The organism is Streptomyces sp. NPDC005302 (genome assembly GCF_040607345.1).
In the GTDB taxonomy this organism is placed as follows: domain Bacteria; phylum Actinomycetota; class Actinomycetes; order Streptomycetales; family Streptomycetaceae; genus Streptomyces.
In genome coordinates, this window is the sequence record NZ_JBEXGN010000016.1 from 19,113 (window position 1) to 41,762 (window position 22,650).

A 22,650-nucleotide genomic window follows, 5' to 3' on the forward strand; every position below is an offset into this window, starting at 1 on the left:
CAGAGCCCCCGGTGGGTTCAGCCCTCGGCTTCGGCTTCGGCCCCGGGTTCGCCCTCAGCCTCGGGTTCGGGTTCGGGTTCGGGTTCGGGTTCGGGTTCGGCGCCTGGTTCGGCCTCGGTCGCGAGTCTCAGCTGCTCCTCCTCGACGATCCGGCGGGCCAGGCCGCCGTCCGAGACGTCGACAGCGTCCGGCGTCGCCTCCGCCATGTCGCTGCGGCGGGCGTAGGCGTCGAAGAGCAGGGACTTGTTCCGCAGGATGCTCAGCAGCCGTTCGTCCACGCTGTCCGCGACGAGCAGCCGGTGGACCTGGACGGGACGGACCTGCCCCATGCGGTGGGCGCGGGCCACGGCCTGGTGCTCCAGGGTCGGCTTGACCTGTGGCTCGCACAGGATGACCACGGAGGCCGCCTGGAGATTGAGGCCGATGCCGCCGGCCTCGATCTGGCAGAGCAGCACCGCGTGCCCGTCCGCCTCGGTGAACGCGTCGACCAGGCGCTGCCGGTCGGCCGCGGGCACGCTGCCCGATATCGGCCCGAACAGCCTGCTCCCCGGCGTCTCCTGGTCCAGGGACCGCAGCGCCTGCTGGACGGTGGCGAGCACGTCACGGAAGTACGAGAACACCACCACCTTGAGATCGTTCGCGGCGGCTTCCGCGGCCAGTTCGCGCAACCGCTGGAGCTTCGCGGACTTCTCGGGGTCGGCGTAGGCGGCCCGGCGCATCGCCATGAAGTTCCCCGCCGCGACGGCCCTGCGGTAGGCCCTCCGGTCGGCCGGGCCGAACTCCTCCCACTCGTCGACCTGGACGAGTGCGGGCAGTTCGGTCAGCACATCACGCTGGTTGCGCCGCAGATAGGCGGGGGCCACGGCCGTACGGAAGGTGTGCGGGCCCGCGGCGGCGCTGCTGTTGTGGATCGCCGGGAGCAGGTCGGGGCGCAGGTGGCGGACGAGGCTGCGGAACTCCTCGACGCGGTTCTCCATGGGCGTACCGGTGAGGAAGAGCACGCGGTCGCAGCGCGCGGTCCAGGCCGCGACCGCCTTGGTGCGACGGGCCTCCGGGTTCTTCACGTAGTGGGCCTCGTCGACGACGAGCATGCCGGGTGGTGCCCCGCCGACGGCCGCGGGCCCGGTGCCGTCCGGCACCGGCAGGGTGCGCAGCACGTCGTACGTGGTGACCGCGACGCCCCCGCGCTCGCGCCACTCGGTGTACGCGTCCTGCCGGTGGGCTCCGTGAACGGGGAAGGCGCGCAGGGTGCTGCGGGTGCCGATCTCCCGGGTCCAGTTGATCAGGACGCTGGCCGGGCAGACGACGAGGAAGTGGGTGTGCCCCTCGGCGGCGAGGTGGGCGAGCGCTGCGATCGCCTGGACGGTCTTGCCGAGGCCCATCTCGTCGCCGAGCACGACGCGGCGCTGGGCGAGGGCGAACCGGGCGCCGAAGGACTGGTAGCCGCGCAGCGAGACCCTGCGGTGGGTGTCGTCCAGGCGCTGCGCGTGCACCCGCTCGGCGACCTCGGACGGCAGGAACCCCTCTGCCGCCTCGACATCGGCGGCGCCCGCGGGGTGGTCGGCGATCTCGGCGAGCTGGCTGTAGTACTCCGGGGAGCGCAGCTCGAAGTCGACCCAGGCCTCGATCTCGGAGGCCGGTTCGCGCAGCAGGTCGGTGGAGGCCTGCGCGAGCAGCAGGCGTACGTCTCTGGCGGCGGCGTCGGCGGTGAGGTCGCGCAGGGCGACGATCGCGGCGAACGCGCTCTGCCGGCGGCGCCTTCCGGTGACGGCGAGCCGCAGCCAGCCGGCGGCGGGGGCCGCTTCGGGGAGCAGGGCGCCGATCCGCTCGTCGAGCCGCCGGGCGGCGTCCACGGCCCGCCGCAGTTCGGGCCCGGCCTCGACGAGCCGGCGCAGCGCGACGACGAGGGCGGTGGTCCGGGGCTCGGGGCGGTCCACGTCGATCCGGACGGAGACGGTCTCCTCGACGGCGCGGGCGATCTGCCGGGCCGCGGCGAGCGCCTGGTCGGCGGTCTGCGCGCCGACGCCCGGGATCTGCCGCAGTTCGTAGCGGCTCGCCTCGTACACGGCGCGCACCGAGGCGAGTCCGGCCGCCTCGACGGCCGCGAGCCGCAGCCGGCCCTCGGTGACGTCCTTCAGCCGGGAGACGGGGATGGACTCCAGCTCCCGGGCGACGAGTTCGTCCCTGAGCGGGGTGAGGGCGGCGCGGACCGCTTCGACGGCGCGGGTGTGGTCGGCGAGCACCGTGCGCGCGGCCTCGTGCAGCCGCGCGGCCTCCGCGAGCAGTTCCCGCGCCTGCCGCCCGACGGGCGGTTGGGCGACGGGCACCTGCCCGTCCGCGCCCCGCCCGTTCGCCGCCTCCGTACCCGCCATGACACCCCTCACGTGCCGCCCGATGCGCGCATCCTTCCACGCACCGCTGACACCGGACCCGGCCGAGCCACCGTGCCCCGCCGGCCCACCCACGGCGGTGGGACGGGCGAAGCCGTGCCCTCCGTCTGCCCGCCGCCCGAGCCGGGACACCGGCTTCGCCGCCGGACCCGGAATCGGGCCCCGAACTCCTCGCCGCACCACCACACCCGACCGACCCTGAGCTGACGGCGGAGCGGCGAGGGGCGGACGGCCGGAAGACGTCTTCGGCCGTGGTCGTCTTTTTCTCGCCAGGTCCGAACCAATGGAAGATCCGGTTCCGTCCTGTTCTGCTCCGGTTCGGGTGTCAACTCGCCCCGTTTCGGGCACATTTCAGGAATGGCTGCATCATGCAGGCGTCTCCGTGGGCGGCCGGGGCATCCTGATCGCACCCCCACGCATCACCCCTCGCACGCCAACCCCCCACTCCTGTCCGGCACCACCCGCACGACCGCCTCGACGGTCGGCCCGACTGCCAGGAGTTCACGGTGAGCGCCCCCTCCGCCTCCACGATCGCCCGTGGCCTCGGCCGCCTCCTGTGCCTCCATCTCGCCCTCGCCATGGCCTCCGCGGCCGCCTTCACCCTCCTCGGCGCGCACACCCACCGCACGGCGCTCTACGCACTGTGGGCGGCCCTGCCCCTCACCGGCGTCGCGTGGGCGTTCGCGCGGGCCGGCGAGAAGCGGCGGTCGCGGCGCGAGCGGGACGCCAGCACCGCCGACCCCACCGACTGGACGTCCGCCGCCTGAGCCCCGCCGACCGGGGTTCAGGCTCCTCGGCGTGCGGCCCAGACCGTGCGCTCGGTGCGTACCTCCAGGTCGTCGCGGCGCAGGACGCTGTGCGGACTGTCGGTGTCGAGCAACCGGTCCAGCGCGGCGAGGTCCTCGGCCGGGAGCCCCTCCTCGACCGTGCCGCGCAGACGCCGCAGACTCCCCAGGGCGTAGGCGCCGACCGCCGCGTCACGGGAGCCCTCGATGTTCACGGTGAGGGCGCGTTCGGCTTCGACGGCGAATCCGGCGGCTACGAGCTTCGGACCCCAGTCGGCGCCACGGTGGGGTACGTGCTCGACGTGGTACCGCTCGCTCGCGGCGTGGCAGCGTTCCTCCAGACCGGGCCGCTCCTCGGGCGCGTTCTCGGGCAGGAAGCGGGGGAAGCCGGCCAGTTCCAGGACCGCGAACAGCCCGCCGGGCGCGAGGGCGTCGTGGACCGCTCGCAGCGCCCGGTCCGGGTCGGCCATGTGGTGCATCGAGGCCGACGCCCACACCAGGTCCGGCGCACCGAGCTCGGGCCAGACGGCGGCGTCGAGGTCGGCCTGCACGGTACGGACCCGGTCGCCCACTCCCCGGGCGCACGCCTTCTCGCGCAGCCGCTGGAGGTGGGCGGCAGAGGAGTCGACGGCGGTCACGTACGCCTCGGGGAACCGGTCGAGAAGGGCGAAGGTGCCCGCCCCCGTCCCGCAGCCCAGATCCACGATCCGGCGCGGGGGTGTTCCGGTCGGCAGCCACCGCGTGACGTCGGCGAGGTGCTCGGCGAGGACTTCCGCGTCGAGGTCGAGGATCTCCGCCTGCCCCTCGACGGAGTCGCCGGAGCCCGAGTGGGCGTGAGCGTGGGAGTGCGTGTGACCGCCGTGGGGGCGATGGCCGGCGTGGCTGCCGGGGCCACCAAGGCCGTCTTGTCGTCCGGACGAGTGGGGGTGCGGGTGCGCGTGAGCCATGCCCTCACGCTAGAGGGGCCATGCGCACATGGCACGAATCCTTGCCGTTTCCGCAACAAGATGACCGATCCGGAGGCCGCACACGCAAGGCGACCCGAAGTGCCGTCCCTCAGGCGCGGGGGCTGCCCCCGGAGCTGTCGTCGGCGTCGGGACGCTGGTGGCCGCGACGGGCGTCACGGTCGAAGATCCCGAGGATCTCGCAGGGGCCTCCCTCGGCCCCGATGGCGTGCGGCAGCATCGTGGGGAACTCCGCGGCCTGGTTGGTCTCCACGCGCAAGCGCCGGTGACCCAGCATCAGGATGGCCGTGCCGGACAGGACGACGAGCCATTCCCGGCCGGGATGCGCACGCATGCGGGCGGGGTTGTCCGGCGGCGGCTCGGTCATGCGCTGCCGGACGACGCTCATGCCCGGGTCACCTTTGACGGGCCAGCGCATCAGGCCGTGGGCGGCGTCGATCATCGGGCTGACGACCACGTCGTCGGAGGCCGTCTCGACCAGCTGGTCCAGGGTGGTGTCGAGCGCGCGGGCGAGCGTGACGAGGCTGTCCAGCGCCAGGCGCCGCTGACCGTTCTCGATGCGGCTGAGCGTGGACTGACTGAGCCGGGCACGTGAGGCCAACTCCTCCAGCGACCAGCCCTGCGCCACCCGCAGAGCCCGGATCCGCTTGCGCACGAGGCTGTCCAGCTCGCCATCATTTTGCGTCATACGCAACATCGTATGCCTCTGATGCAAACCCCGGTTAGCGTCGCCGACGAATCCCCTGAACGGCCGCCGGCCCGGGGCCCGCACGCCCACGTCGGCCCCCGAGCCCGCACTCCCCCCATTCCACGTCTCAAGAGGAACCCGAGGCACCTATGCAGAACGAGAAGGGCCTGAGGCCGAATCGGCCCGCTCGGCCGGGCACGGCAGCCGCCGGAGAAAACGGCACCCCGCACCCCCCGGACGCCCGCCGGCTCCGTACGGTCCTGGTCGCCGTCTGCGTGGCCCTGATGGCCGTCATCGCCTCCGTGTCCGGGCTGAACGTCGCCCAGTCCGACCTGGCCGTCGCGTTCGGCGCCTCGCAGACGACGATCCTGTGGATCATCAACATCTACACGCTGGCCCTGGCCGCGCTGCTGCTGCCGCTCGGCGCGATCGGCGACCGGCTGGGCCGCAAGCCCGTGCTGATCACCGGTCTGGCGGTCTTCGGCATCGCGAGCGCGACAGCGGGCCTGGCCCCGTCGGCGGGGGTCATGCTCGCCGCACGCCTGCTCAGCGGCGTGGGCGCGGCGATGATCATGCCTGTCACCCTCGCCGTGATCACCTCCACGTTCCCGGAGGAGGAGCGCGGCAGGGCGATCGGCGTGTGGACGGGTGTCGCCGGGGGCGGCGGCATCCTCGGCATGTTCCTCTCCGCGGCGCTCGTGGACGTGGCGAGCTGGCGGTGGCTGTTCGTCCTGCCGGTCGCACTCGTCGTCGTGGCGCTCGTCATGGCCGTACGGTCGGTCCCCAACTCCCGTGAAGGCGCCGCGCGTTCCTTCGACACGGTCGGCGCGCTCACCTCGGTCGTGGCCGTGGTGGGGCTCATCTTCACGCTTCAGGAGGGTCCGCAGCGGGGCTGGACCACCCCCGCCACGCTGACCGGCCTGGTCGTGGGCCTCGTCTCCGCCGCCGCGTTCGTGACGTGGGAACTGCGCCGCCGGGACGCCGCGCTGCTGGACGTGCGCCTCTTCCGCGAGCGCGGCCTGGCCGGCGGCTCGATCACCCTGCTGGTGGTGTTCGGCGTGCAGGCGGGGATCTTCGTGGTCCTCTTCCCGTTCCTGCAGAGCGTGTTGGGCTGGTCGGGCCTGTTGTCGACGCTCGCGCTGATGCCGATGGCGGTCCTGATGATGGCGGCCTCGGGTCTCGCGCCCCGGCTGGCCACGCGGGTCGGGGCCCGCTCGACCATGGCCACGGGTGTCGCCCTGGCGGGCGGCGGCCTCGCCCTCATGGCGGTCATGGTCTCCGTCGACGGCGGCTACCTCTCCGTCCTGCCCGGCATGCTCGCCATGGGCACCGGCATGGGCCTGTCGATGACGCCGTCCACCGAGGTGATCACGGGCGCGCTTCCCAGCGGCCGGCAGGGCGTGGCCTCGGCGCTCAACGACGTCACCCGCGAGTTCGGCACCGCGCTCGGTGTCGCCCTGCTCGGAGCGCTGCTGTCGGCCGGCTACCGCGACGCCGTCCAGGACCGGCTCGGCGGCTTCTCCGACGACGCGGCCGACGCGGCCCGCGAGGGCGTCGCCACCGCCGTCCGTGCCGCCGACGGCGCCAGCCCCGACGGCCCGGCCCTCGCGCACGCCGCACAGCAGTCCTTCGTCGACGGCTGGCAACAGGCCATGTGGGCGGGCGTCGCGGTCATGGCGGCCCTGTTCCTCTACGTGGTGACGCGGGGCCCGAAGAAGGAGCAGTCTCCTACGCGGCCGAACGCGACGGACGCCCCCACGGACGTCGAGGCGCCCGCGACCCCGGACGCCGGCCTCGCCGGCCCCATGGCCACGCAGCCGGGAGCCCGCACCGCCCGGTGACGCGGCACAGGTTGGACCCGACGGCCGTTCACGGGTGCCCCGCCCCTGTCGCCGCCTGCCCACGATTCTCGCGCAGGGAGGCGACGCGGCCCCTCAGCCATGACACCAGGTTCTCCACGCCCTGATCCACCACGGCTCGCACGTACTCGTTTCGCTCCCCGACGAGACCGACCCCGTACCACTGGTCGCAGATGAGCTGCCTCACGTGTCGCTCGGGGAGCTCCAGCACTGCGGCGATGCCGGCGATGTACTTCGGCTCGGGCGGAGGGGGCATCTCGCCGATGGCCACCTCGTTCCACCATGCCGAGGCCAAGGTTCCCTCCTTGCCCCCCAGCTCCCGAGTCTTCGCCTCCATCCGGCCGTAGGTCATTCCTTCACCGATACGCCGGAGTACTTCCCTGCTGAACACGCTTTCGGTCATGACCGTCATCGTGTACGGAGATCGGCGTCCTGTGGCGAGCTGGGGGCTTCTCCGATCGCAGCTCAAGGATTCTGCTATGCATCCCTCGACGAGCTGACGGGCCGTCTGACCGGGAGCCGGACGAGGACGAACTGGGCATCGCAGCAGGGGCGCTGGCGGCCGGTGAAGAAACGCTCGCCTGGTCGGATGCGCACGGCCGGGAAACGAAGCGTGTGTCCTTCACGTGCCAGGAGACCGGGCTCTCGGAGGAGTTCGTCGGCCGGAAGCGCGGCATCACCTCGGTGGGGGTTTCCGCGGGGGCACGAAGCGAAACCCCCACCAGCCCGCCCACGTGCCGGTCGACCACTCGCCCGACTCACCGCTCCCGATGTTGATGAGCGTGGCGCAGGCGCGGGCGGACGGCCCGCGGGTGGGTGACGAGGGCGGCTCTCGTCCCGGCCGTCGTGGACCTCGTGGCCCGGACCTCGCAGAGTCGCTACGGTTGAGCCATGACCGCACTGCCCGACTGGATGCGCCCGCCCCGCGCGGAAGGCTGGTTCGCGGAGGACCTGGACCGCCTCCCTGAAGCGCCACGCCACACCGAGCTGATCGACGGAGCCCTCGTATTCATGATGTCCCCGCAGCGGTGGTGGCACGGTCATCTCGTCACGATGCTCACCGTGGCTCTCATGGAGCAGGCGCCGACCGACGTAAGGGTCGGACGGGAGATGACCATCAAACTCGATCAACGCAATCGGCCCGAGCCGGATCTGCTGGTGACGACGGCCGACTTCGACGGTGACCGCACCTGGTTCGCACCGGATGAAGTACGACTCGCTGTCGAGGTGGTCTCCCCCGAGTCCGCACACCGGGACCGCACAGTAAAGCTTCACAAATACGCAGAGGCCGGCATCCCGCACTACTGGCGCATCGAGGACGAGGACGGAGCACCCGTCGTCCACGTCTACGAACTCGACGAGCCAACCGCTACCTATGTACCCGTCGGCATCTTCAGAGGCTCGCTCGACCGTCCGGTGCCCTTCCAGATCGACCTCGACCTGGAGAAGCTCGCTCCACCCCGCCGCGGCTGAGTCAGTACGGACATGCGGAAGGGGTCGGACTCGCCGGAGTCCGACCCCTTCTGACCTGCACGTTTGACCAAACCATCTCACATGCAGTAACGAAACGACTACACGTTGAACCGGAACTCCACCACGTCGCCGTCCTGCATCACATACTCCTTGCCCTCCATGCGGGCCTTGCCCTTGGAGCGGGCCTCGGCGACCGAGCCCGTCTCGACCAGGTCCGAGAAGGAGATGACCTCGGCCTTGATGAAGCCCTTCTGGAAGTCGGTGTGGATGACTCCGGCGGCCTCGGGGGCGGTGGCGCCCTTCTTGATGGTCCAGGCGCGGGATTCCTTGGGGCCGGCCGTCAGGTAGGTCTGCAGGCCGAGGGTGTTGAAGCCGACGCGGGCCAGCGTGGCGAGGCCGGGCTCCTCGGCGCCCACCGACTCCAGGAGCTCCATGGCGTCCTCCTCGTCGAGCTCGGCGAGGTCCTGCTCCAGCTTGGCGTTGAGGAAGATCGCCTCGCCCGGGGCGACCAGGGCGCGCTGCGCGGCCTTGAAGTCCTCGTCGACCAGCTCGTCCTCGTCCACGTTGAAGACGTACAGGAACGGCTTGGTGGTGAGCAGGTGCAGGTCGTGCAGCAGCTCCTCCTTGCCGGAACCCTGGACGATGCCCGCGGAGAAGAGGGTGTCGCCCTTCTCCAGGATCTCCTGCGCCGCCTCGATCGCCGCGACCTTGGGCAGGACGTCCTTCTTGATGCGCGACTCCTTCTGGAGGCGCGGCAGGACCTTCTCGATCGTCTGGAGGTCGGCGAGGATCAGCTCGGTGTTGATCGTCTCGATGTCGTCCTTGGGCGAGACCTTGCCGTCGACGTGCACGACGTTCTCGTCCTTGAAGGCGCGGATGACCTGGCAGATCGCGTCCGACTCGCGGATGTTCGCGAGGAACTTGTTGCCCAGGCCCTCGCCCTCGCTGGCACCGCGCACGATGCCGGCGATGTCGACGAAGTCGACGGTCGCCGGAAGGATCCGCTGCGAGGAGAAGATCTCGGCCAACTTGGTCAACCGGGGGTCGGGGACGCCGACCACGCCGACGTTCGGCTCGATCGTGGCGAACGGGTAGTTGGCCGCGAGCACGTCGTTCTTGGTCAGGGCGTTGAACAGGGTCGACTTGCCGACATTGGGCAGACCGACGATTCCGATCGTGAGCGACACGTTGCGACTTCCCGTACGAGAGGATGGGCGAAGGGCCCTCGGAGAGCGCGGGCCGATCCACCAGTCTACGGCGTGCCCCGGGGCCTCCCGGCGAGGTATCGAACGCATGGCCAAGGTCTTTCCATCGCCTCGCCTTCGGCCGTACTCCGGCGTGTCCGAAGAGCGGTTCCACACATAAAACGACCTAAGTTGGTCCGGTGGAGCAACACAGGACGCGTCCCCCTCAGTACAGGCCGCGACGCGGCACGCCCGTTCCGGCACAGGCCGGGAGGGCCACGGCCGACGGTGTCCGGCGGAACGCACCGGCGGCGCGGAGGCCCGCCGCGGCGGGTGCGCGGACGGCAGGGCGGCTGCCCAACCCCCGGCTCACCGGGCTCGGCAGCGGACTGTTCTGCGGTGCCGCGATGTTCGCCCTGGCCTGCCTGGACCAGCTCCTCTTCGGCGGGTCCCAGACGGTCTACGGGGTGCTGTTCCTGCCCGTGTGCGTGCTGACCGCGCTGTGGGTACGGCCCGGCGACCTGGTGACCGCCCCCGTGGTCGTACCGATCGCCTTCACGTTCGGACTGCTGCCGGTGGCCGGGGACAGCGACGGCGGGATCAGCGACCGCTTCATGAGCCTGGTCACCGCGCTCGCCCTCCAGGCCGGCTGGCTCTACGGCGGCACGCTGATCGCCGGCGTCGTCGTGATCGTCCGCCGGATCCGGCTCATGGCCCGCCGCGCCGCCCGACGCAGGGCACAGGCGGCGCAGACGGGACCGGCGGGGCAGCCGGCTCCGCCACGCGGACCGCAGGTCGGCCGGCAGGCCCGCTGAGCTACCGCGTGAGCTTCGCCGCCCGCATGGCGGCGCCCACGATCCCCGCGTTGTTCTGGAGCTGGGCCGGGACGATCTCCGCGGTGATGCCCTCGATCAGCGGCAGGAACTTGTCGGCCTTGCGGCTGACGCCGCCGCCGATGATGAACAGCTCCGGGGAGAACAGCATCTCGACGTGCGCCAGGTACTTGGTGACGCGGCGCGCCCAGTGCTCCCAGGTCAGTTCGTGGTCGTCCTTGGCCTTGGTGGAGGCCTTCTTCTCGGCGTCGTGGCCGTTCAGCTCCAGGTGACCCAGCTCGGTGTTCGGGATCAGCTCGCCGTCGATGAACAGGGCGCTGCCGATGCCGGTGCCGAAGGTGAGCAGGAGGACCGTGCCGCCACGGCCCTTGCCGGCGCCGAACTGCATCTCCGCGACGCCCGCCGCATCCGCGTCGTTCAGCACGGTCACCGGCAGGCCGCCGATCCGCTCGCCGAGCAGGGCGCCCGCGTCGGTGTCGATCCAGGACTTGTCGACATTGGCGGCCGTACGGATCGTGGAGCCGCCGGTGACCACCCCGGGGAACGTGATGCCCACCGGGCCCGACCAGCCGAAGTGGTCGATGACGTCCTTGACGCCGTCGGCCACCGCGTCGGGCGTCGCCGGATGCGGGGTGAGCACCTTGAAGCGCTCCTCCGCGAGGTCTCCGCGGTCAAGGTCCACGGGGGCACCCTTGATCCCGGATCCGCCAATGTCCACACCGAAGATCTGCATGGCCCTACGTTACGTCGTAGGACTGACGGTCACTTCCCGGGCGTACCACCGGTGCGCTCGGCCACCAGGGCGGCCGCCTCGGCGCGCAGGTCGCGGCGCAGTTCCTTGGGCAGCGAGAAGGTGATGGACTCCTCGGCGGCCTTGACGATCTCCACGTCCTCGAAGCCGAGCCCGGTGAGCCGCTCGAGGACCTGCTCGACGAGGACGTCGGGGACGGAGGCGCCCGAGGTGACGCCGACCGTGGTCACGCCCTCCAGCCAGGCGTCGTCGATCTCGTCGGCGAAGTCCACCAGGTAGGCCTCGCGGGCACCGGCGAGCTTGGCGACCTCGACGAGCCGCACCGAGTTGGAGGAGTTGCGCGAGCCGACCACGATCACCAGGTCGGCCTCGGCGCCCATCTGCTTCACGGCGAGCTGACGGTTCTGCGTGGCGTAGCAGATGTCGTCGCTCGGCGGGGAGATGAGCAGCGGGAACTTCTCCTTGAGGGCGTCGACCGTCTCCATGGTCTCGTCGACCGACAGGGTGGTCTGGGAGAGCCAGACGACCTTGGAGGGGTCGCGGACCTCGACCTTGGCGACGTCCTCGGGGCCGTCGACGAGGGTGATGTGGTCGGGGGCCTCGCCGGAGGTGCCGATGACCTCCTCGTGGCCCTCGTGGCCGATGAGGAGGATGTCGAAGTCGTCGTCGGCGAAGCGGACGGCTTCCTTGTGGACCTTGGTGACCAGGGGGCAGGTCGCGTCGATGGTGGCGAGCTTGCCGGCGGCGGCCTCGTCGTGCACGGCGGGGGCGACGCCGTGCGCCGAGAACATGACGATGGAGCCCTCGGGGACCTCCGCCGTCTGCTCGACGAAGATCGCGCCCTTCTTCTCCAGCGTCTGCACGACGTACTTGTTGTGGACGATCTCGTGGCGGACATAGATCGGGGCCCCGTACTGCTCCAGGGCCTTCTCGACGGCGATCACGGCACGGTCCACGCCCGCGCAGTAGCCCCGGGGGGCGGCGAGCAGGACACGGCGGCCAGTCGAAGCAGTCATGGGACCCATCGTAAGGCCGCACCCGGCGGGTCAAAGATCGCCTCCTTGGAGAGACTGGGGAAGCCGGGAGGGGTGGGGCCCTGCACGACCCTCGGGAGGCACGATGTCCGACACGCGGACCACCGACGGCGCCGGAGCCGCGGAGCACGAACTGCGGCGCAGCCTCGGCTTCCGCGACCTGGTCGTCTACGGACTGCTGTTCATCGCCCCGATGGCTCCGGTCGGGGTCTTCGGGACGCTGGACGCGAAGTCGCACGGGGCGGTCGCGCTGGTCTACGTCGTCGCGACGGTCGCGATGGCGTTCACCGCTTTCAGCTACGCCCAGATGGTGCGTGTGGTCCCCCAGGCGGGCTCGGTGTTCGCCTACGCGCGCGCGGGCCTGGGAAGGGAGGCGGGGTTCATCGCCGGGTGGATGGTGATGCTGGACTATCTGCTGATCCCGGCGGTGGCCTACCTGTTCTCCGGCATCGCGATGAACTCCCTGGTGCCGGACGTCTCGCGATGGGTGTGGACGGCCCTCGCCGTCGTGATCACGACGTTCCTGAACCTGTGGGGGGTGCGCACGGCGGCCCGGGTCGGCTTCCTGGTGCTCGCGCTGGAGATCGTGGTGCTTCTCGTCTTCGTCGTGTCGGCCGTCGTGATGCTCGGGCGCGACGGCGCCCACCGCGACTGGCTGTCCCCGCTGGCGGGTGACGGCACGCAGGGCGCGTTCGCCCTGTCGGCGGTCATCGGGGGCGTGTCGGTGGCCGTCCTGTCGTTCCTCGGCTTCGACGCGATCGCCAGTTTCGCGGAGGAGGTGACGGGCGGGTCGGAGAAGGTGGCCCGGGCGGTCCTGTTCTGCCTGGCGCTGGCGGGCGTGCTGTTCGTGGCGCAGACGTATCTGGTGGCGCTGCTGGAGCCGCTGTCGTCCGCTCAGCTCGCCGCGGACCCCGGCAAGCAGGGTTCGGCCTTCTACGACGCCGTGGACGCCTCCGTCGGCTCGTGGCTGCACAACCTGGTGGCGGTCAGCAAGGCGATCGGAGCGGCCTTCGCGGCGCTCGCGGGGCAGGCGGCGGCCGGGCGGCTGCTCTACGCCATGGCCCGTGACCGGCGGCTGCCGCGCGCGCTGGCCCGGACGGATTCCGGGGTGCCTCGGACGGCCCTGCTGTGCGCGGCGGTGATCACGCTGGTCGCGGCGGTGTGGGCGGCGCGGCGCGACGACGGCCTCGACAAGCTGGTCTCGGTGGTCGACATCGGCGCGCTGACCGCGTTCACGCTGCTGCACGCGTCGGTGGTGGGCTGGTTCGCGGTACGCCGCAGGAGCGGGCCCCCCGTCTGGTGGCGGCACGTCGTCCTCCCCGTCCTCGGCGCGGCGATCACCGTCGCCGTGATCGTGGAGGCCTCGGGAACGGCCCAGGTGGTGGGCGCGATCTGGCTGGCGGTCGGCCTGACGGTCCTGTTCGCCCAGCACGGCCGGGCGGGCCGGGACGCGGACGTCGACGCGGGGAACGGAGCGGGCTGAGGGCGGGACTCGCGGGCCGTCGACCCGGTCCGGGCGGCCACCTGAGGGGCACCGACACGCCCGGCCCCCGTCGCCCGTGAGGTGCGGAACCGGGCGGGCGCCGGAGGTGCGGGGATGTCGGTGGTGGCCACTACGCTCGGGCGCATGGCTCTCAACACGTCCGCGGACGCTCCGCTGCCCGTCGGCGAGGTGTCACGGCTCATCGGGGGATGGATCGACCGGCTCGGCGCGGTCTGGGTCGAGGGGCAGATCACCCAGCTGTCGCGGCGCCCCGGCGCGGGTGTCGTCTTCCTGACGCTGCGCGACCCGTCGTTCGACATCTCGGTGAGCGTGACCTGCTACCGCCAGGTGTTCGACGCGGTCGCCGACGTGGTGAGCGAGGGCGCCCGCGTGGTGGTCCAGGCGAAGCCCGAGTGGTACGCGCCGCGGGGGCAGTTGTCCCTGCGGGCGACCGAGATCAAGCCGGTCGGCGTGGGCGAGTTGCTCGCCCGCTTGGAGCAGTTGAAGAAGTCGCTGGCGGCCGAGGGGCTGTTCGCGGCCGACCGCAAGAAGCCGCTGCCGTTCCTGCCGCAGCTCATCGGGCTGGTCTGCGGGCGCGCGTCGGCGGCCGAGCGGGACGTGCTGGAGAACGCCCGGCACCGCTGGCCCGCCGTCCGCTTCGAGGTGCGCAACGTCGCCGTGCAGGGCGTCCACGCCGTGCCGCAGGTCGTGCAGGCCGTGAAGGACCTGGACGCGCGCGACGACGTCGACGTGATCGTCGTGGCGCGCGGCGGCGGCAGTGTGGAGGACCTGCTGCCGTTCTCCGACGAGCAGCTCGTCCGTGCCGTGGCGGCCTGCCGTACGCCGGTGGTGTCGGCCATCGGGCACGAGCCGGACAACCCGTTGCTGGACCACGTGGCCGACGTGCGGGCGTCCACCCCGACCGACGCCGCCAAGAAGGTCGTGCCGGACGTGGGCGAGGAGTACGAGCGGGTGCGGTTCCTGCGGGACCGGGCCCGCCGCAGCGTGCGGTCGTTCATCGACCGCGAGGAGCGCGGCCTCGCGAACGCGCTGGCCAGGCCGTCGATAGAGGATCCGCACCGGATGATCGACGAGCGTGCGGACCAGGTGGCGGCGCTGCTCGACCGCGGCCGGCGCACGCTGGGGCATCTCCTGGACCGCGCGGACTCGGAGCTGACGCACACGCACGCGCGCGTGGTGGCCCTCTCCCCCGCGGCGACCCTCCGGCGCGGGTACGCGGTGCTGCAGAAGGCCGACGGGCACGTGGTCCGCGACCCGGCGGAGGTCACGGCGGAGGAGACCCTGCGGGCGCGGGTCGCCGAGGGTGAATTCACGGTTCGAGTCGATGCATAGGGTGGGCGCATGACCAGCAAGGTGGACGAGGCGCTCGGGTACGAGCAGGCACGGGACGAGCTGATCGAGGTCGTACGCCGCCTGGAGGCGGGCGGCACGACCCTGGAGGAGTCCCTGGCGCTCTGGGAGCGCGGCGAGGAGCTGGCCAAGGTCTGCCGGCGCTGGCTGGAGGGCGCGCGGGCCCGGCTGGACGCGGCCCTGGCCGAGGAGGAGTCCCCGGAGGGCGAGGACGCGGGGAGCGAGTCCGGGGGCGCGGGCTCCCGGTAGGCACGTGATCGTCGACGGCGGGGCGGCTCCCGGCGGGTGCCGCCCCGCCGTCGTGCTCCTGTGAAGCGGATCACCCCGCCATGCCTTTGGTTGAAGTTTCAACCTACTCGCCGTACTGTCGGTTCTGCCAACAGATCCCCCACGGATCCACCGCACGCACCGAGAAGGTTTCTTTCATGTCTCTCGTCCTTGACCCCACCGCCCAGGACCTGCTGTTCCGCGAGGCCCGCACCGCGAACACCTTCACCGACGAGCCGGTGACCGACGCGCAGGTCCAGGCGATCTACGACCTGGTCAAGTTCGGCCCCACCGCCTTCAACCAGTCGCCGCTGCGGATCACGCTGGTCCGCTCCCCCGAGGCCCGCGAGCGCCTCGTGCAGCACCTCGCCGAGGGCAACCGGGCGAAGACCGCCGCCGCCCCGCTGGTCGCGATCCTCTCCGCGGACAACGAGTTCCACGAGGAGCTGCCGGCCCTGCTGCCGCACTTCCCCGCCGCCAAGGACATGTTCTTCTCCGAGCGCCCGGCCCGAGAGAGCGCCGCCCTGCTGAACGCCGCCCTCCAGGCCGCGTACTTCATCATCGGCGTCCGTGCCGCGGGCCTCGCCGCCGGCCCGATGACCGGTGCCGACTTCGCCGGTATCCAGAAGGAGTTCCTGGACGACGACCACACCCCGCTGATGGTCGTCAACATCGGCAAGCCGGGCGAGGACGCCTGGTTCCCGCGCTCCCCGCGTCTGAGCCTCGACGAGGTCATCACGACCGTCTGACGGACCACGCCGCCGGCCGAACCCGGCAGCACCCGTACGAGAAAGGCCCCCGGCACACCGCCGGGGGCCCTTCTCGTACGTACGCGCGCGTGGCCGGGACGGGAGGCCGTGCGGCCCCCGTGAGGGCTAGGACGTCTTGAGCGACTGGGCCATCTTCGTCAGCGCGCCGAAGGACGCGGTGCCGGTCACCACGGTCGTGGAGCCGTCGCCCTTGAGGACGAGGGCGTCGTAGTGGTCGCCCTCGTAGCGCTGCCACGTCCGGTCGCCGATGCGCTGGGTCACCTTGGTCGCCCGCGCGCCCTGACTGGCCGAGTCGATGAACACGGGCGCACGCTGAGTGGACTGCTCGACCGCCACGTACTGACCGTCGGGGTCCTGGAAGCCGAGGTGCCAGACATCGAACTCGCTGCCGTCGTACCGCACCGAGGTCGGCTTCCACGCCGTCGGCAGCCCGTCGGGGGCCGCGACGGGATAGCTCGCCGCACGGCGCGCGGTCAGCAGCTCGACCCGGTAGTCGACCCGCTTGAGATCGGGCGCGGAGTCGTCGTGCGGGATGAAGATGTAGATGACGCCTGCCATGAGCCCGATGAGGCCCAGGGAGAGAATCATGCCCCGGACCGACTGCTTGCCTTTCGTACCTGCCACGCCCCTATCGTCGCAGGTGCCCTGGCCTGCTCATCCGTGGGCCCCCCTGCTCATTTTGTCAGCCTGGCGATAGAGTCGGGGGCACACCCTCATCCGGCCGTCGTCGTATCAGAAAGGTGCGTCTCGATGACCGAGCATCATCTGCCGTCCGAACTCGAAGTACCGTCGGAAGCCCCCGACCGCAACCTCGCCCTCGAACTCGTCCGCGTCACCGAGGCCGCCGCGATGGCCGCGGGCCGCTGGGTCGGCCGGGGCGACAAGAACGGCGCCGACGGCGCCGCCGTCCGCGCCATGCGGACCCTCGTCTCCACCGTCTCGATGAACGGCGTCGTCGTCATCGGTGAAGGGGAGAAGGACGAGGCCCCGATGCTCTTCAACGGAGAGCGCGTGGGCGACGGGTCCGGCCCCGAGTGCGACATCGCCGTCGACCCGATCGACGGGACGACGCTCACCGCCAAGGGCATGACCAACGCGATCGCCGTCCTGGCCGCCGCCGACCGCGGCACCATGTTCGACCCGTCCGCGGTCTTCTACATGGACAAGCTCGTCACCGGCCCGGAGGCCGCCGACTTCGTCGACATCAACGCCCCCGTGTCGGTCAACATCCGCCGCGTCGCGAAGGCCAAGCGCGTCACCCCCGAGGACGTCACCGTCGTCATCCTCGACCGGCCCCGCCACGACGGGATCATCAAGGAGATCCGGGAGACCGGCGCGCGCATCAAGTTGATCTCCGACGGCGACGTCGCGGGCTCGATCCTGGCGCTGCGCGAGGGCACCGGCATCGACCTGCTGCTCGGCATCGGCGGCACCCCCGAGGGCATCATCTCGGCCTGTGCGGTCAAGTGCCTCGGCGGCACCATCCAGGGCAAGCTGTGGCCCAAGGACGACGAGGAGCGGCAGCGGGCGGTCGACGCCGGGCACGACCTCGACCGCGTCCTCGGCACGAGCGACCTGGTCTCCGGCGAGAACGTCTTCTTCGTCGCCACCGGCATCACCGACGGCGAGCTGCTGCGCGGGGTGCGCTACCGCCCCGAGACCGCGACGACCGAGTCGATCGTGATGCGGTCCAAGTCCGGGACGGTCCGCCAGATCACCTCGGAGCACCGGCTGAGCAAGCTGCGTGCGTACAGCGCGATCGACTTCGACCGCGCCAAGTAGGACCACCGGCCGGCGGCACCGGCCGGGCGCCAGAAGGCGCGGAAGGGGCGCCCCTTGTGCGGAGGGGCGCCCCTTTTCCGTGCGTGGTCCCGGTGGGAGGGCCGTGCGGGATTCCCGTACGCGGCCGTCCCGGGCCGTCCCGCGCCGAACGGTCAGCCGGCCGCCGCTATCGGCCCGCGCGCCGTCTTCTGGAGCTCCACGTCGCGACGCCGGCGCCGGGCGAGCACGACCCGGCGCTCGGCGGCCGTCAGGCCGCCCCAGACGCCGTACGGCTCGGGTTGCAGGAGCGCGTGTTCGCGGCACTCGACCATCACCGGACAGCGGGCGCAGACACGCTTGGCGGCCTCCTCACGGGAGAGGCGGGCCGCGGTGGGCTCCTTGGAAGGGGCGAAGAACAGGCCGGCCTCGTCGCGGCGGCACACCGCCTCCGTGTGCCATGGCGCTTCCTGATCCCTGTCCCGCACTGGCGCCCGCTGGGCCGGAACGGCAGCTACCTGCAGGGACTGATGCGGCGGTTGCAGCACGGTCTACTCCTGACGACGGCTTCGCGAGCGTGCCGGGCACCGCGGGAAGTTCCACAGCGCCCTCCAAGAGACGATGCAGCAAGGCCTACCCGCTGTGCGCGCGCCTATGCACTGCGTTCCCAAGCCCGGGCGTTCTCCCGCGTGATCGATCGTCCATCACTGGACCAATTCCCGCGCGCCGTCCGCGCGTTCACGAGCGTCAACGGTCCAGGTGCTTGCGCAAACCCCGGTCCACACGGTCGGCGACCCGGTCGTTCAGCCGGCTCGTGACCCGGTCGAGGATGTCCGCGACGAGCTTGCCGCGCTTGGGCCGCGCCTCCACGTTGCCGAGGACGGCGAGGCCGTCGACGTACACCACGGGGGCGTCCGGGTCGCCCGAATCCATCGTGTGCACCTCGAAGTTGCCCAGCACGCCACCGCCGTTGCCGCGCAGCGACACGTTCTCCGGGACGCGGATGTCGATGTTGCCGAACACGGAGACCGTCTTGATCACGACCTGCTGGTACTCGAAGATCGCCTCGCTCAGGTCGATGTCGACGCTGCCGAACACCGCGTACGCGTGGATGCGGCGGCCCGCGCGCCAGCGGCCCTTGCGGACGGCCGCGCTGAACACCGCCACCACGCTCTCGTCGGCCTCGGCCGGGATCGCGCCCGCCGTCGGGCGGTTGGGCGCCGAGGCGTACGCGGCGGTCGCGCGGCCGGTGTGCGCGGCGGGCAGGTCCCGGACGAAGCGGTCGAGCTCACCCACCGTCTTGGTGGCCAGCACCCCCTCCACGCGCTCGGAGTGCTCCTCCGGCGTGAGGCGGCCCTCCGCGAGGGCGTCGCGCAGGATGTCGGTGATCCGGTCGCGGTCGGCGTCGGAGGCGCGCAGCTCGACCGGGGTCGCAGGCGGGGCCGGGGTCGCGTCGGAGCTCTTCTGAAGGTCCACGACAGCAGCGTACCCAAACGCGATAGATCGCGAATACCCCTTCCGCGCCCCCTGTGGAGAACCGGATGTCCGTCCGGTGTCCGAACTGAGCCTTACCTCACAGGCTCGGTACCCGCGCCAGGTCCTACGCTGGTGGACGCTGCCAATGGAGGCACGCCGCTGTCTGTCGAGTGAGGAATGGGCGAGATGCCTGAGTTCGCGTACACCGATCTGCTCCCCCAGGGAGAGGACACCACCCCCTACCGGCTGGTGACCTCCGAGGGTGTCTCCACCTTCGAGGCCGACGGGCGGACGTTCCTCAAGGTGGAGCCGGAGGCGCTGCGCAAGCTCGCCGAGGAGGCCATCCACGACATCCAGCACTACCTGCGGCCCGCGCACCTCGCCCAGCTGCGCCGCATCATCGACGACCCCGAGGCGTCGGGCAACGACAAGTTCGTCGCACTCGACCTGCTGAAGAACGCGAACATCGCGGCCGCGGGCGTCCTGCCGATGTGCCAGGACACGGGCACCGCGATCGTCATGGGCAAGCGCGGGCAGAACGTGCTCACCGAGGGCGGCGACGAGGCGGCGCTCTCGCGCGGCATCTACGAGGCGTACAAGAACCTGAACCTGCGCTACTCGCAGATGGCCCCGCTGACCATGTGGGACGAGAAGAACACCGGCTCGAACCTGCCGGCGCAGATCGAGCTGTACGCGACCGACGGCGGCGCCTACAAGTTCCTGTTCATGGCCAAGGGCGGCGGCTCCGCCAACAAGTCGTTCCTCTACCAGGAGACGAAGGCGGTCCTCAACGAGGGCTCCATGATGAAGTTCCTGGAGGAGAAGATCCGCTCCCTCGGGACGGCCGCCTGCCCGCCGTACCACCTGGCGATCGTCGTCGGCGGCACCAGCGCCGAGTACGCCCTGAAGACCGCCAAGTACGCCTCCGCGCACTACCTGGACGAGATCCCCGCCGAGGGCTCCGAGCTGGGCCACGGCTTCCGGGACAAGGACCTGGAGCAGAAGGTCTTCGAGCTGACGCAGCGGATCGGCATCGGCGCGCAGTTCGGCGGCAAGTACTTCTGCCACGACGTGCGCGTGGTGCGGCTGCCCCGGCACGGCGCGTCCTGCCCGGTCGCGATCGCCGTCTCCTGCTCGGCCGACCGCCAGGCCGTCGCGAAGATCACCGCCGAGGGCGTCTTCCTGGAGCAGCTGGAGACCGACCCCGCGCGCTTCCTGCCGGACACGACCGACGAGCACCTCGACGAGGCCGGCGACGTCGTGAAGATCGACCTGAACCAGCCGATGGACGACATCCTCGCCGCGCTGACGCAGCACCCCGTCAAGACCCGGCTCTCGCTCACCGGCCCGCTCGTCGTGGCGCGCGACATCGCGCACGCCAAGATCAAGGAGCGGCTGGACGCGGGCGAGGAGATGCCGCAGTACCTGAAGGACCACCCGGTGTACTACGCGGGCCCGGCCAAGACGCCCGAGGGATACGCGTCCGGCTCGTTCGGCCCGACGACGGCCGGCCGCATGGACTCCTACGTCGAGCAGTTCCAGGCGGCGGGCGGCTCCAAGGTGATGCTGGCCAAGGGCAACCGCAGCAAGCAGGTCACCGACGCCTGCGACACGCACGGCGGCTTCTACCTCGGCTCGATCGGCGGCCCGGCCGCCCGTCTCGCCCAGGACTGCATCAAGAAGGTCGAGGTCGTCGAGTACGAGGAACTCGGCATGGAGGCGGTCTGGCGCATCGAGGTCGAGGACTTCCCGGCGTTCGTCGTCGTCGACGACAAGGGCAACGACTTCTTCCAGGACCCCGCGCCCGCGCCCACGTTCACGTCCATCCCGGTGCGGGGCCCCGGCCTCGCGTAGGGCGACGCGCCCGGCGTCACGGAGGACGCCCCGCACGACCCCGCCCCGGGACTTCCCGGGAGCCGTACGAACGGCCGCCGAGCAGGCGGCCGTTCGTCGTGTCCGAGGCAGGCGCGGGGACCGGGGTTCCGGGTGACCGCGCGTGCCCGGGCGGGAACACCCGTCGCCTCCTGGATGCTGTCCCTCATGGAGGTGTCACCAATGGCAGATGGCCAGGGCGAAGGCGCGTACCGGATCGAGCACGACTCCATGGGTGAGGTGCGGGTGCCCGTGGACGCGAAATGGCGGGCGCAGACCCAGCGCGCGGTGGAGAACTTCCCGATCTCGGGGCAGCACCTCGAACGCGCGCACATCGAGGCCCTCGCACGGATCAAGGCGGCCGCCGCGAAGGTGAACGGCGAGCTGGGCGTGATCGACAAGGACGTCGCCGAGGCGATCCAGGAGGCTGCGGCGGAGGTCGTCGAGGGGCGCTGGGACACACAGTTCCCGGTGGACGTGTTCCAGACGGGGTCCGGGACGTCCTCCAACATGAACACCAACGAGGTCATCGCCACGCTCGCGACCGAGCGGCTGGGCCGGGACGTGCACCCGAACGACCATGTGAACGCCTCCCAGTCGAGCAACGACGTGTTCCCGTCCTCGATCCACATCGCCGCGACCGCCGCGGTGACCCGCGACCTGGTGCCCGCGCTGGAGCACCTCGCCGCCGCCCTCGGCCGCAAGGCGGAGGAGTTCGCCGACGTGGTGAAGTCGGGGCGCACCCACCTGATGGACGCCACACCCGTGACGCTGGGCCAGGAGTTCGGCGGCTACGCGGCGCAGGTGCGGTACGGGGTCGAGCGGCTGCGGGCCTCGCTGCCGCGGCTGGCGGAACTGCCGCTGGGCGGAACCGCCGTGGGCACCGGCATCAACACGCCGCCCGGGTTCTCCGCCGCGGTGATCGCGGAGGTGGCCGGGGCGACCGGGCTGCCGCTGACGGAGGCCCGCGACCACTTCGAGGCGCAGGGGGCGCGCGACGGGATCGTGGAGACGAGCGGGCAGCTGCGGACCATCGCCGTCGGCCTGACAAAGATCGCGAACGATCTGCGGTGGATGGCGTCGGGGCCGCGCACCGGCCTCTCCGAGATCAGCCTGCCGGATCTCCAGCCGGGGTCGTCGATCATGCCGGGCAAGGTGAACCCGGTGATCCCCGAGGCGGTGCTGATGGTCGCCGCGCAGGTGACGGGCAACGACGCGGCGGTCGCCGTCGCGGGCGCGGCCGGGAACTTCGAGCTGAACGTCATGCTGCCGGTGATCGGCAAGAACGTCCTGGAGTCGGTACGGCTCCTCGCGAACGTCTCGCGGCTGCTCGCCGACCGCACGGTGGACGGGATCGTCGCACACCGCGAACGGGCCCGGGAGTACGCGGAGTCCTCGCCGTCCGTGGTGACGCCGCTGAACAAGTACATCGGGTACGAGGAGGCCGCGAAGGTGGCGAAGAAGGCGCTGGCGGACCGGAGGACCATCCGCGAGGTGGTGCTGGAGTCGGGCTACGTGGAGCGCGGGGACCTGACGGAGCAGCAACTCGACGAGGCGCTGGATGTCCTGCGGATGACGCGTCCGTAACGGCCCGCCGCCGGGGAGAAACACCTGATGACGCCTCCGTAACAGGTCCCCGGCGACGACGGGAACCATGACGCGTCCCGCAGCGTCGCATGCCTGGGGCACCT

Annotated in this window: 21 protein-coding genes; 11 read left to right on the forward strand and 10 right to left on the reverse strand. The window is 71.4% G+C overall.

Annotated features, from left to right (window positions below):
• Nucleotides 1-17 precede the first annotated feature (17 nt).
• On the reverse strand, nt 18-2,372 hold the full coding sequence (locus ABZT74_RS22945; protein ID WP_356437653.1) for a DEAD/DEAH box helicase: 2,355 nt from the start codon (nt 2,370-2,372) through the stop codon (nt 18-20).
• A gap of 524 nt (nt 2,373-2,896) precedes the next feature.
• Here ABZT74_RS22945 and ABZT74_RS22950 point away from each other — a divergent pair.
• Nucleotides 2,897-3,157: a hypothetical protein gene (locus ABZT74_RS22950; protein WP_356437656.1), complete on the forward strand. Its 261-nt coding sequence runs from the start codon at nt 2,897-2,899 to the stop codon at nt 3,155-3,157.
• Between the two features lie 17 nt (nt 3,158-3,174).
• Here ABZT74_RS22950 and ABZT74_RS22955 read toward each other — a convergent pair whose 3' ends face one another.
• Together ABZT74_RS22955 and ABZT74_RS22960 are read right to left on the reverse strand one after the other, a co-directional pair.
• Nucleotides 3,175-4,122, reverse strand: coding sequence for a class I SAM-dependent methyltransferase (locus ABZT74_RS22955; RefSeq protein ID WP_356437659.1), 948 nt, complete (start codon nt 4,120-4,122; stop codon nt 3,175-3,177).
• Between the two features lie 109 nt (nt 4,123-4,231).
• The gene (locus ABZT74_RS22960) at nt 4,232-4,837 is read right to left on the reverse strand and encodes a helix-turn-helix transcriptional regulator (RefSeq protein WP_355865203.1); all 606 of its coding nucleotides are present in this window, start codon (nt 4,835-4,837) and stop codon (nt 4,232-4,234) included.
• A 275-nt stretch (nt 4,838-5,112) separates the two neighbouring features.
• On the opposite strand from ABZT74_RS22960, the gene ABZT74_RS22965 reads away from it, so the two are divergent.
• Nucleotides 5,113-6,669, forward strand: coding sequence for an MFS transporter (locus ABZT74_RS22965; RefSeq protein WP_356437846.1), 1,557 nt, complete (start codon nt 5,113-5,115; stop codon nt 6,667-6,669).
• A 28-nt stretch (nt 6,670-6,697) separates the two neighbouring features.
• On the opposite strand, the gene ABZT74_RS22970 is transcribed toward ABZT74_RS22965, so the two are convergent.
• Nucleotides 6,698-7,090, reverse strand: coding sequence for a hypothetical protein (locus tag ABZT74_RS22970; protein WP_356437662.1), 393 nt, complete (start codon nt 7,088-7,090; stop codon nt 6,698-6,700).
• 488 nt (nt 7,091-7,578) lie between these two features.
• Here ABZT74_RS22970 and ABZT74_RS22975 point away from each other — a divergent pair, with 488 nt between their 5' ends.
• Complete coding sequence (locus tag ABZT74_RS22975; protein ID WP_356437665.1) at nt 7,579-8,160, forward strand: Uma2 family endonuclease; 582 nt, start codon at nt 7,579-7,581, stop codon at nt 8,158-8,160.
• Between the two features lie 98 nt (nt 8,161-8,258).
• On the opposite strand, the gene ychF is transcribed toward ABZT74_RS22975, so the two are convergent.
• On the reverse strand, nt 8,259-9,347 hold the full coding sequence (ychF, locus tag ABZT74_RS22980; protein ID WP_356166253.1) for a redox-regulated ATPase YchF: 1,089 nt from the start codon (nt 9,345-9,347) through the stop codon (nt 8,259-8,261).
• A 197-nt stretch (nt 9,348-9,544) separates the two neighbouring features.
• Here ychF and ABZT74_RS22985 point away from each other — a divergent pair, with 197 nt between their 5' ends.
• Nucleotides 9,545-10,159, forward strand: a complete 615-nt coding sequence (locus ABZT74_RS22985) for a DUF6542 domain-containing protein (RefSeq protein ID WP_356437668.1) — start codon at nt 9,545-9,547, stop codon at nt 10,157-10,159.
• Nucleotide 10,160: 1 nt separating this feature from the next.
• Here ABZT74_RS22985 and ppgK read toward each other — a convergent pair whose 3' ends face one another.
• Together ppgK and ABZT74_RS22995 are read right to left on the reverse strand one after the other, a co-directional pair.
• Nucleotides 10,161-10,910: a polyphosphate--glucose phosphotransferase gene (gene ppgK / locus ABZT74_RS22990; protein WP_356437671.1), complete on the reverse strand. Its 750-nt coding sequence runs from the start codon at nt 10,908-10,910 to the stop codon at nt 10,161-10,163.
• A gap of 29 nt (nt 10,911-10,939) precedes the next feature.
• Nucleotides 10,940-11,953: a 4-hydroxy-3-methylbut-2-enyl diphosphate reductase gene (locus ABZT74_RS22995; RefSeq protein ID WP_356166263.1), complete on the reverse strand. Its 1,014-nt coding sequence runs from the start codon at nt 11,951-11,953 to the stop codon at nt 10,940-10,942.
• A 94-nt stretch (nt 11,954-12,047) separates the two neighbouring features.
• Between ABZT74_RS22995 and ABZT74_RS23000 the strand changes: the two genes are divergently transcribed.
• From ABZT74_RS23000 to ABZT74_RS23015, 4 genes are all read left to right on the forward strand, one after another.
• Nucleotides 12,048-13,445 carry an APC family permease gene (locus tag ABZT74_RS23000; protein WP_356437675.1) on the forward strand — a complete coding sequence of 466 codons (1,398 nt, stop codon included), beginning with the start codon at nt 12,048-12,050 and terminating at the stop codon, nt 13,443-13,445.
• A gap of 144 nt (nt 13,446-13,589) precedes the next feature.
• A complete protein-coding gene (gene xseA / locus ABZT74_RS23005; protein ID WP_355865234.1) occupies nt 13,590-14,798 on the forward strand; it encodes an exodeoxyribonuclease VII large subunit in 1,209 nt (402 codons plus the stop codon).
• A 9-nt stretch (nt 14,799-14,807) separates the two neighbouring features.
• Nucleotides 14,808-15,065 (forward strand): exodeoxyribonuclease VII small subunit, encoded by a 258-nt coding sequence (locus ABZT74_RS23010; RefSeq protein WP_356166270.1) that lies wholly within the window; start codon nt 14,808-14,810, stop codon nt 15,063-15,065.
• Between the two features lie 176 nt (nt 15,066-15,241).
• Entirely contained in the window at nt 15,242-15,832 is a 591-nt protein-coding gene (locus tag ABZT74_RS23015; protein WP_355865240.1) for a malonic semialdehyde reductase, read from the forward strand.
• Between the two features lie 126 nt (nt 15,833-15,958).
• Here ABZT74_RS23015 and ABZT74_RS23020 read toward each other — a convergent pair whose 3' ends face one another.
• The gene (locus ABZT74_RS23020; RefSeq protein ID WP_356166272.1) at nt 15,959-16,477 is read right to left on the reverse strand and encodes a DUF4245 domain-containing protein; all 519 of its coding nucleotides are present in this window, start codon (nt 16,475-16,477) and stop codon (nt 15,959-15,961) included.
• Between the two features lie 126 nt (nt 16,478-16,603).
• Between ABZT74_RS23020 and glpX the strand changes: the two genes are divergently transcribed.
• On the forward strand, nt 16,604-17,635 hold the full coding sequence (gene glpX / locus ABZT74_RS23025) for a class II fructose-bisphosphatase (RefSeq protein ID WP_355865246.1): 1,032 nt from the start codon (nt 16,604-16,606) through the stop codon (nt 17,633-17,635).
• Between the two features lie 152 nt (nt 17,636-17,787).
• Here glpX and ABZT74_RS23030 read toward each other — a convergent pair whose 3' ends face one another.
• Complete coding sequence (locus ABZT74_RS23030; protein ID WP_355865249.1) at nt 17,788-18,159, reverse strand: WhiB family transcriptional regulator; 372 nt, start codon at nt 18,157-18,159, stop codon at nt 17,788-17,790.
• Between the two features lie 199 nt (nt 18,160-18,358).
• Complete coding sequence (locus ABZT74_RS23035; protein WP_356437678.1) at nt 18,359-19,087, reverse strand: DUF1707 domain-containing protein; 729 nt, start codon at nt 19,085-19,087, stop codon at nt 18,359-18,361.
• Nucleotides 19,088-19,273: 186 nt separating this feature from the next.
• Here ABZT74_RS23035 and ABZT74_RS23040 point away from each other — a divergent pair, with 186 nt between their 5' ends.
• Both ABZT74_RS23040 and ABZT74_RS23045 read left to right on the forward strand, forming a co-directional pair.
• On the forward strand, nt 19,274-20,941 hold the full coding sequence (locus ABZT74_RS23040; RefSeq protein WP_356166274.1) for a fumarate hydratase: 1,668 nt from the start codon (nt 19,274-19,276) through the stop codon (nt 20,939-20,941).
• Nucleotides 20,942-21,142: 201 nt separating this feature from the next.
• Nucleotides 21,143-22,546: a class II fumarate hydratase gene (locus ABZT74_RS23045; RefSeq protein ID WP_355865258.1), complete on the forward strand. Its 1,404-nt coding sequence runs from the start codon at nt 21,143-21,145 to the stop codon at nt 22,544-22,546.
• Nucleotides 22,547-22,650: the final 104 nt, after the last annotated feature.

Coding starts and splice junctions, on each gene's coding strand:
- ABZT74_RS22945 (WP_356437653.1), bottom strand. CDS start 2,372: ATGGCGGGTACGGAGGCGGCGAACGGGCGGGGCGCGGACGGGCAGGTG.
- ABZT74_RS22955 (WP_356437659.1), bottom strand. CDS start 4,122: ATGGCTCACGCGCACCCGCACCCCCACTCGTCCGGACGACAAGACGGC.
- ABZT74_RS22960 (WP_355865203.1), bottom strand. CDS start 4,837: ATGTTGCGTATGACGCAAAATGATGGCGAGCTGGACAGCCTCGTGCGC.
- ABZT74_RS22965 (WP_356437846.1), top strand. CDS start 5,113: ATGGCCGTCATCGCCTCCGTGTCCGGGCTGAACGTCGCCCAGTCCGAC.
- ABZT74_RS22970 (WP_356437662.1), bottom strand. CDS start 7,090: ATGACCGAAAGCGTGTTCAGCAGGGAAGTACTCCGGCGTATCGGTGAA.
- ABZT74_RS22975 (WP_356437665.1), top strand. CDS start 7,579: ATGACCGCACTGCCCGACTGGATGCGCCCGCCCCGCGCGGAAGGCTGG.
- ppgK (WP_356437671.1), bottom strand. CDS start 10,910: ATGCAGATCTTCGGTGTGGACATTGGCGGATCCGGGATCAAGGGTGCC.
- ABZT74_RS22995 (WP_356166263.1), bottom strand. CDS start 11,953: ATGGGTCCCATGACTGCTTCGACTGGCCGCCGTGTCCTGCTCGCCGCC.
- ABZT74_RS23000 (WP_356437675.1), top strand. CDS start 12,048: ATGTCCGACACGCGGACCACCGACGGCGCCGGAGCCGCGGAGCACGAA.
- xseA (WP_355865234.1), top strand. CDS start 13,590: ATGGCTCTCAACACGTCCGCGGACGCTCCGCTGCCCGTCGGCGAGGTG.
- ABZT74_RS23010 (WP_356166270.1), top strand. CDS start 14,808: ATGACCAGCAAGGTGGACGAGGCGCTCGGGTACGAGCAGGCACGGGAC.
- ABZT74_RS23015 (WP_355865240.1), top strand. CDS start 15,242: ATGTCTCTCGTCCTTGACCCCACCGCCCAGGACCTGCTGTTCCGCGAG.
- glpX (WP_355865246.1), top strand. CDS start 16,604: ATGACCGAGCATCATCTGCCGTCCGAACTCGAAGTACCGTCGGAAGCC.
- ABZT74_RS23040 (WP_356166274.1), top strand. CDS start 19,274: ATGCCTGAGTTCGCGTACACCGATCTGCTCCCCCAGGGAGAGGACACC.
- ABZT74_RS23045 (WP_355865258.1), top strand. CDS start 21,143: ATGGCAGATGGCCAGGGCGAAGGCGCGTACCGGATCGAGCACGACTCC.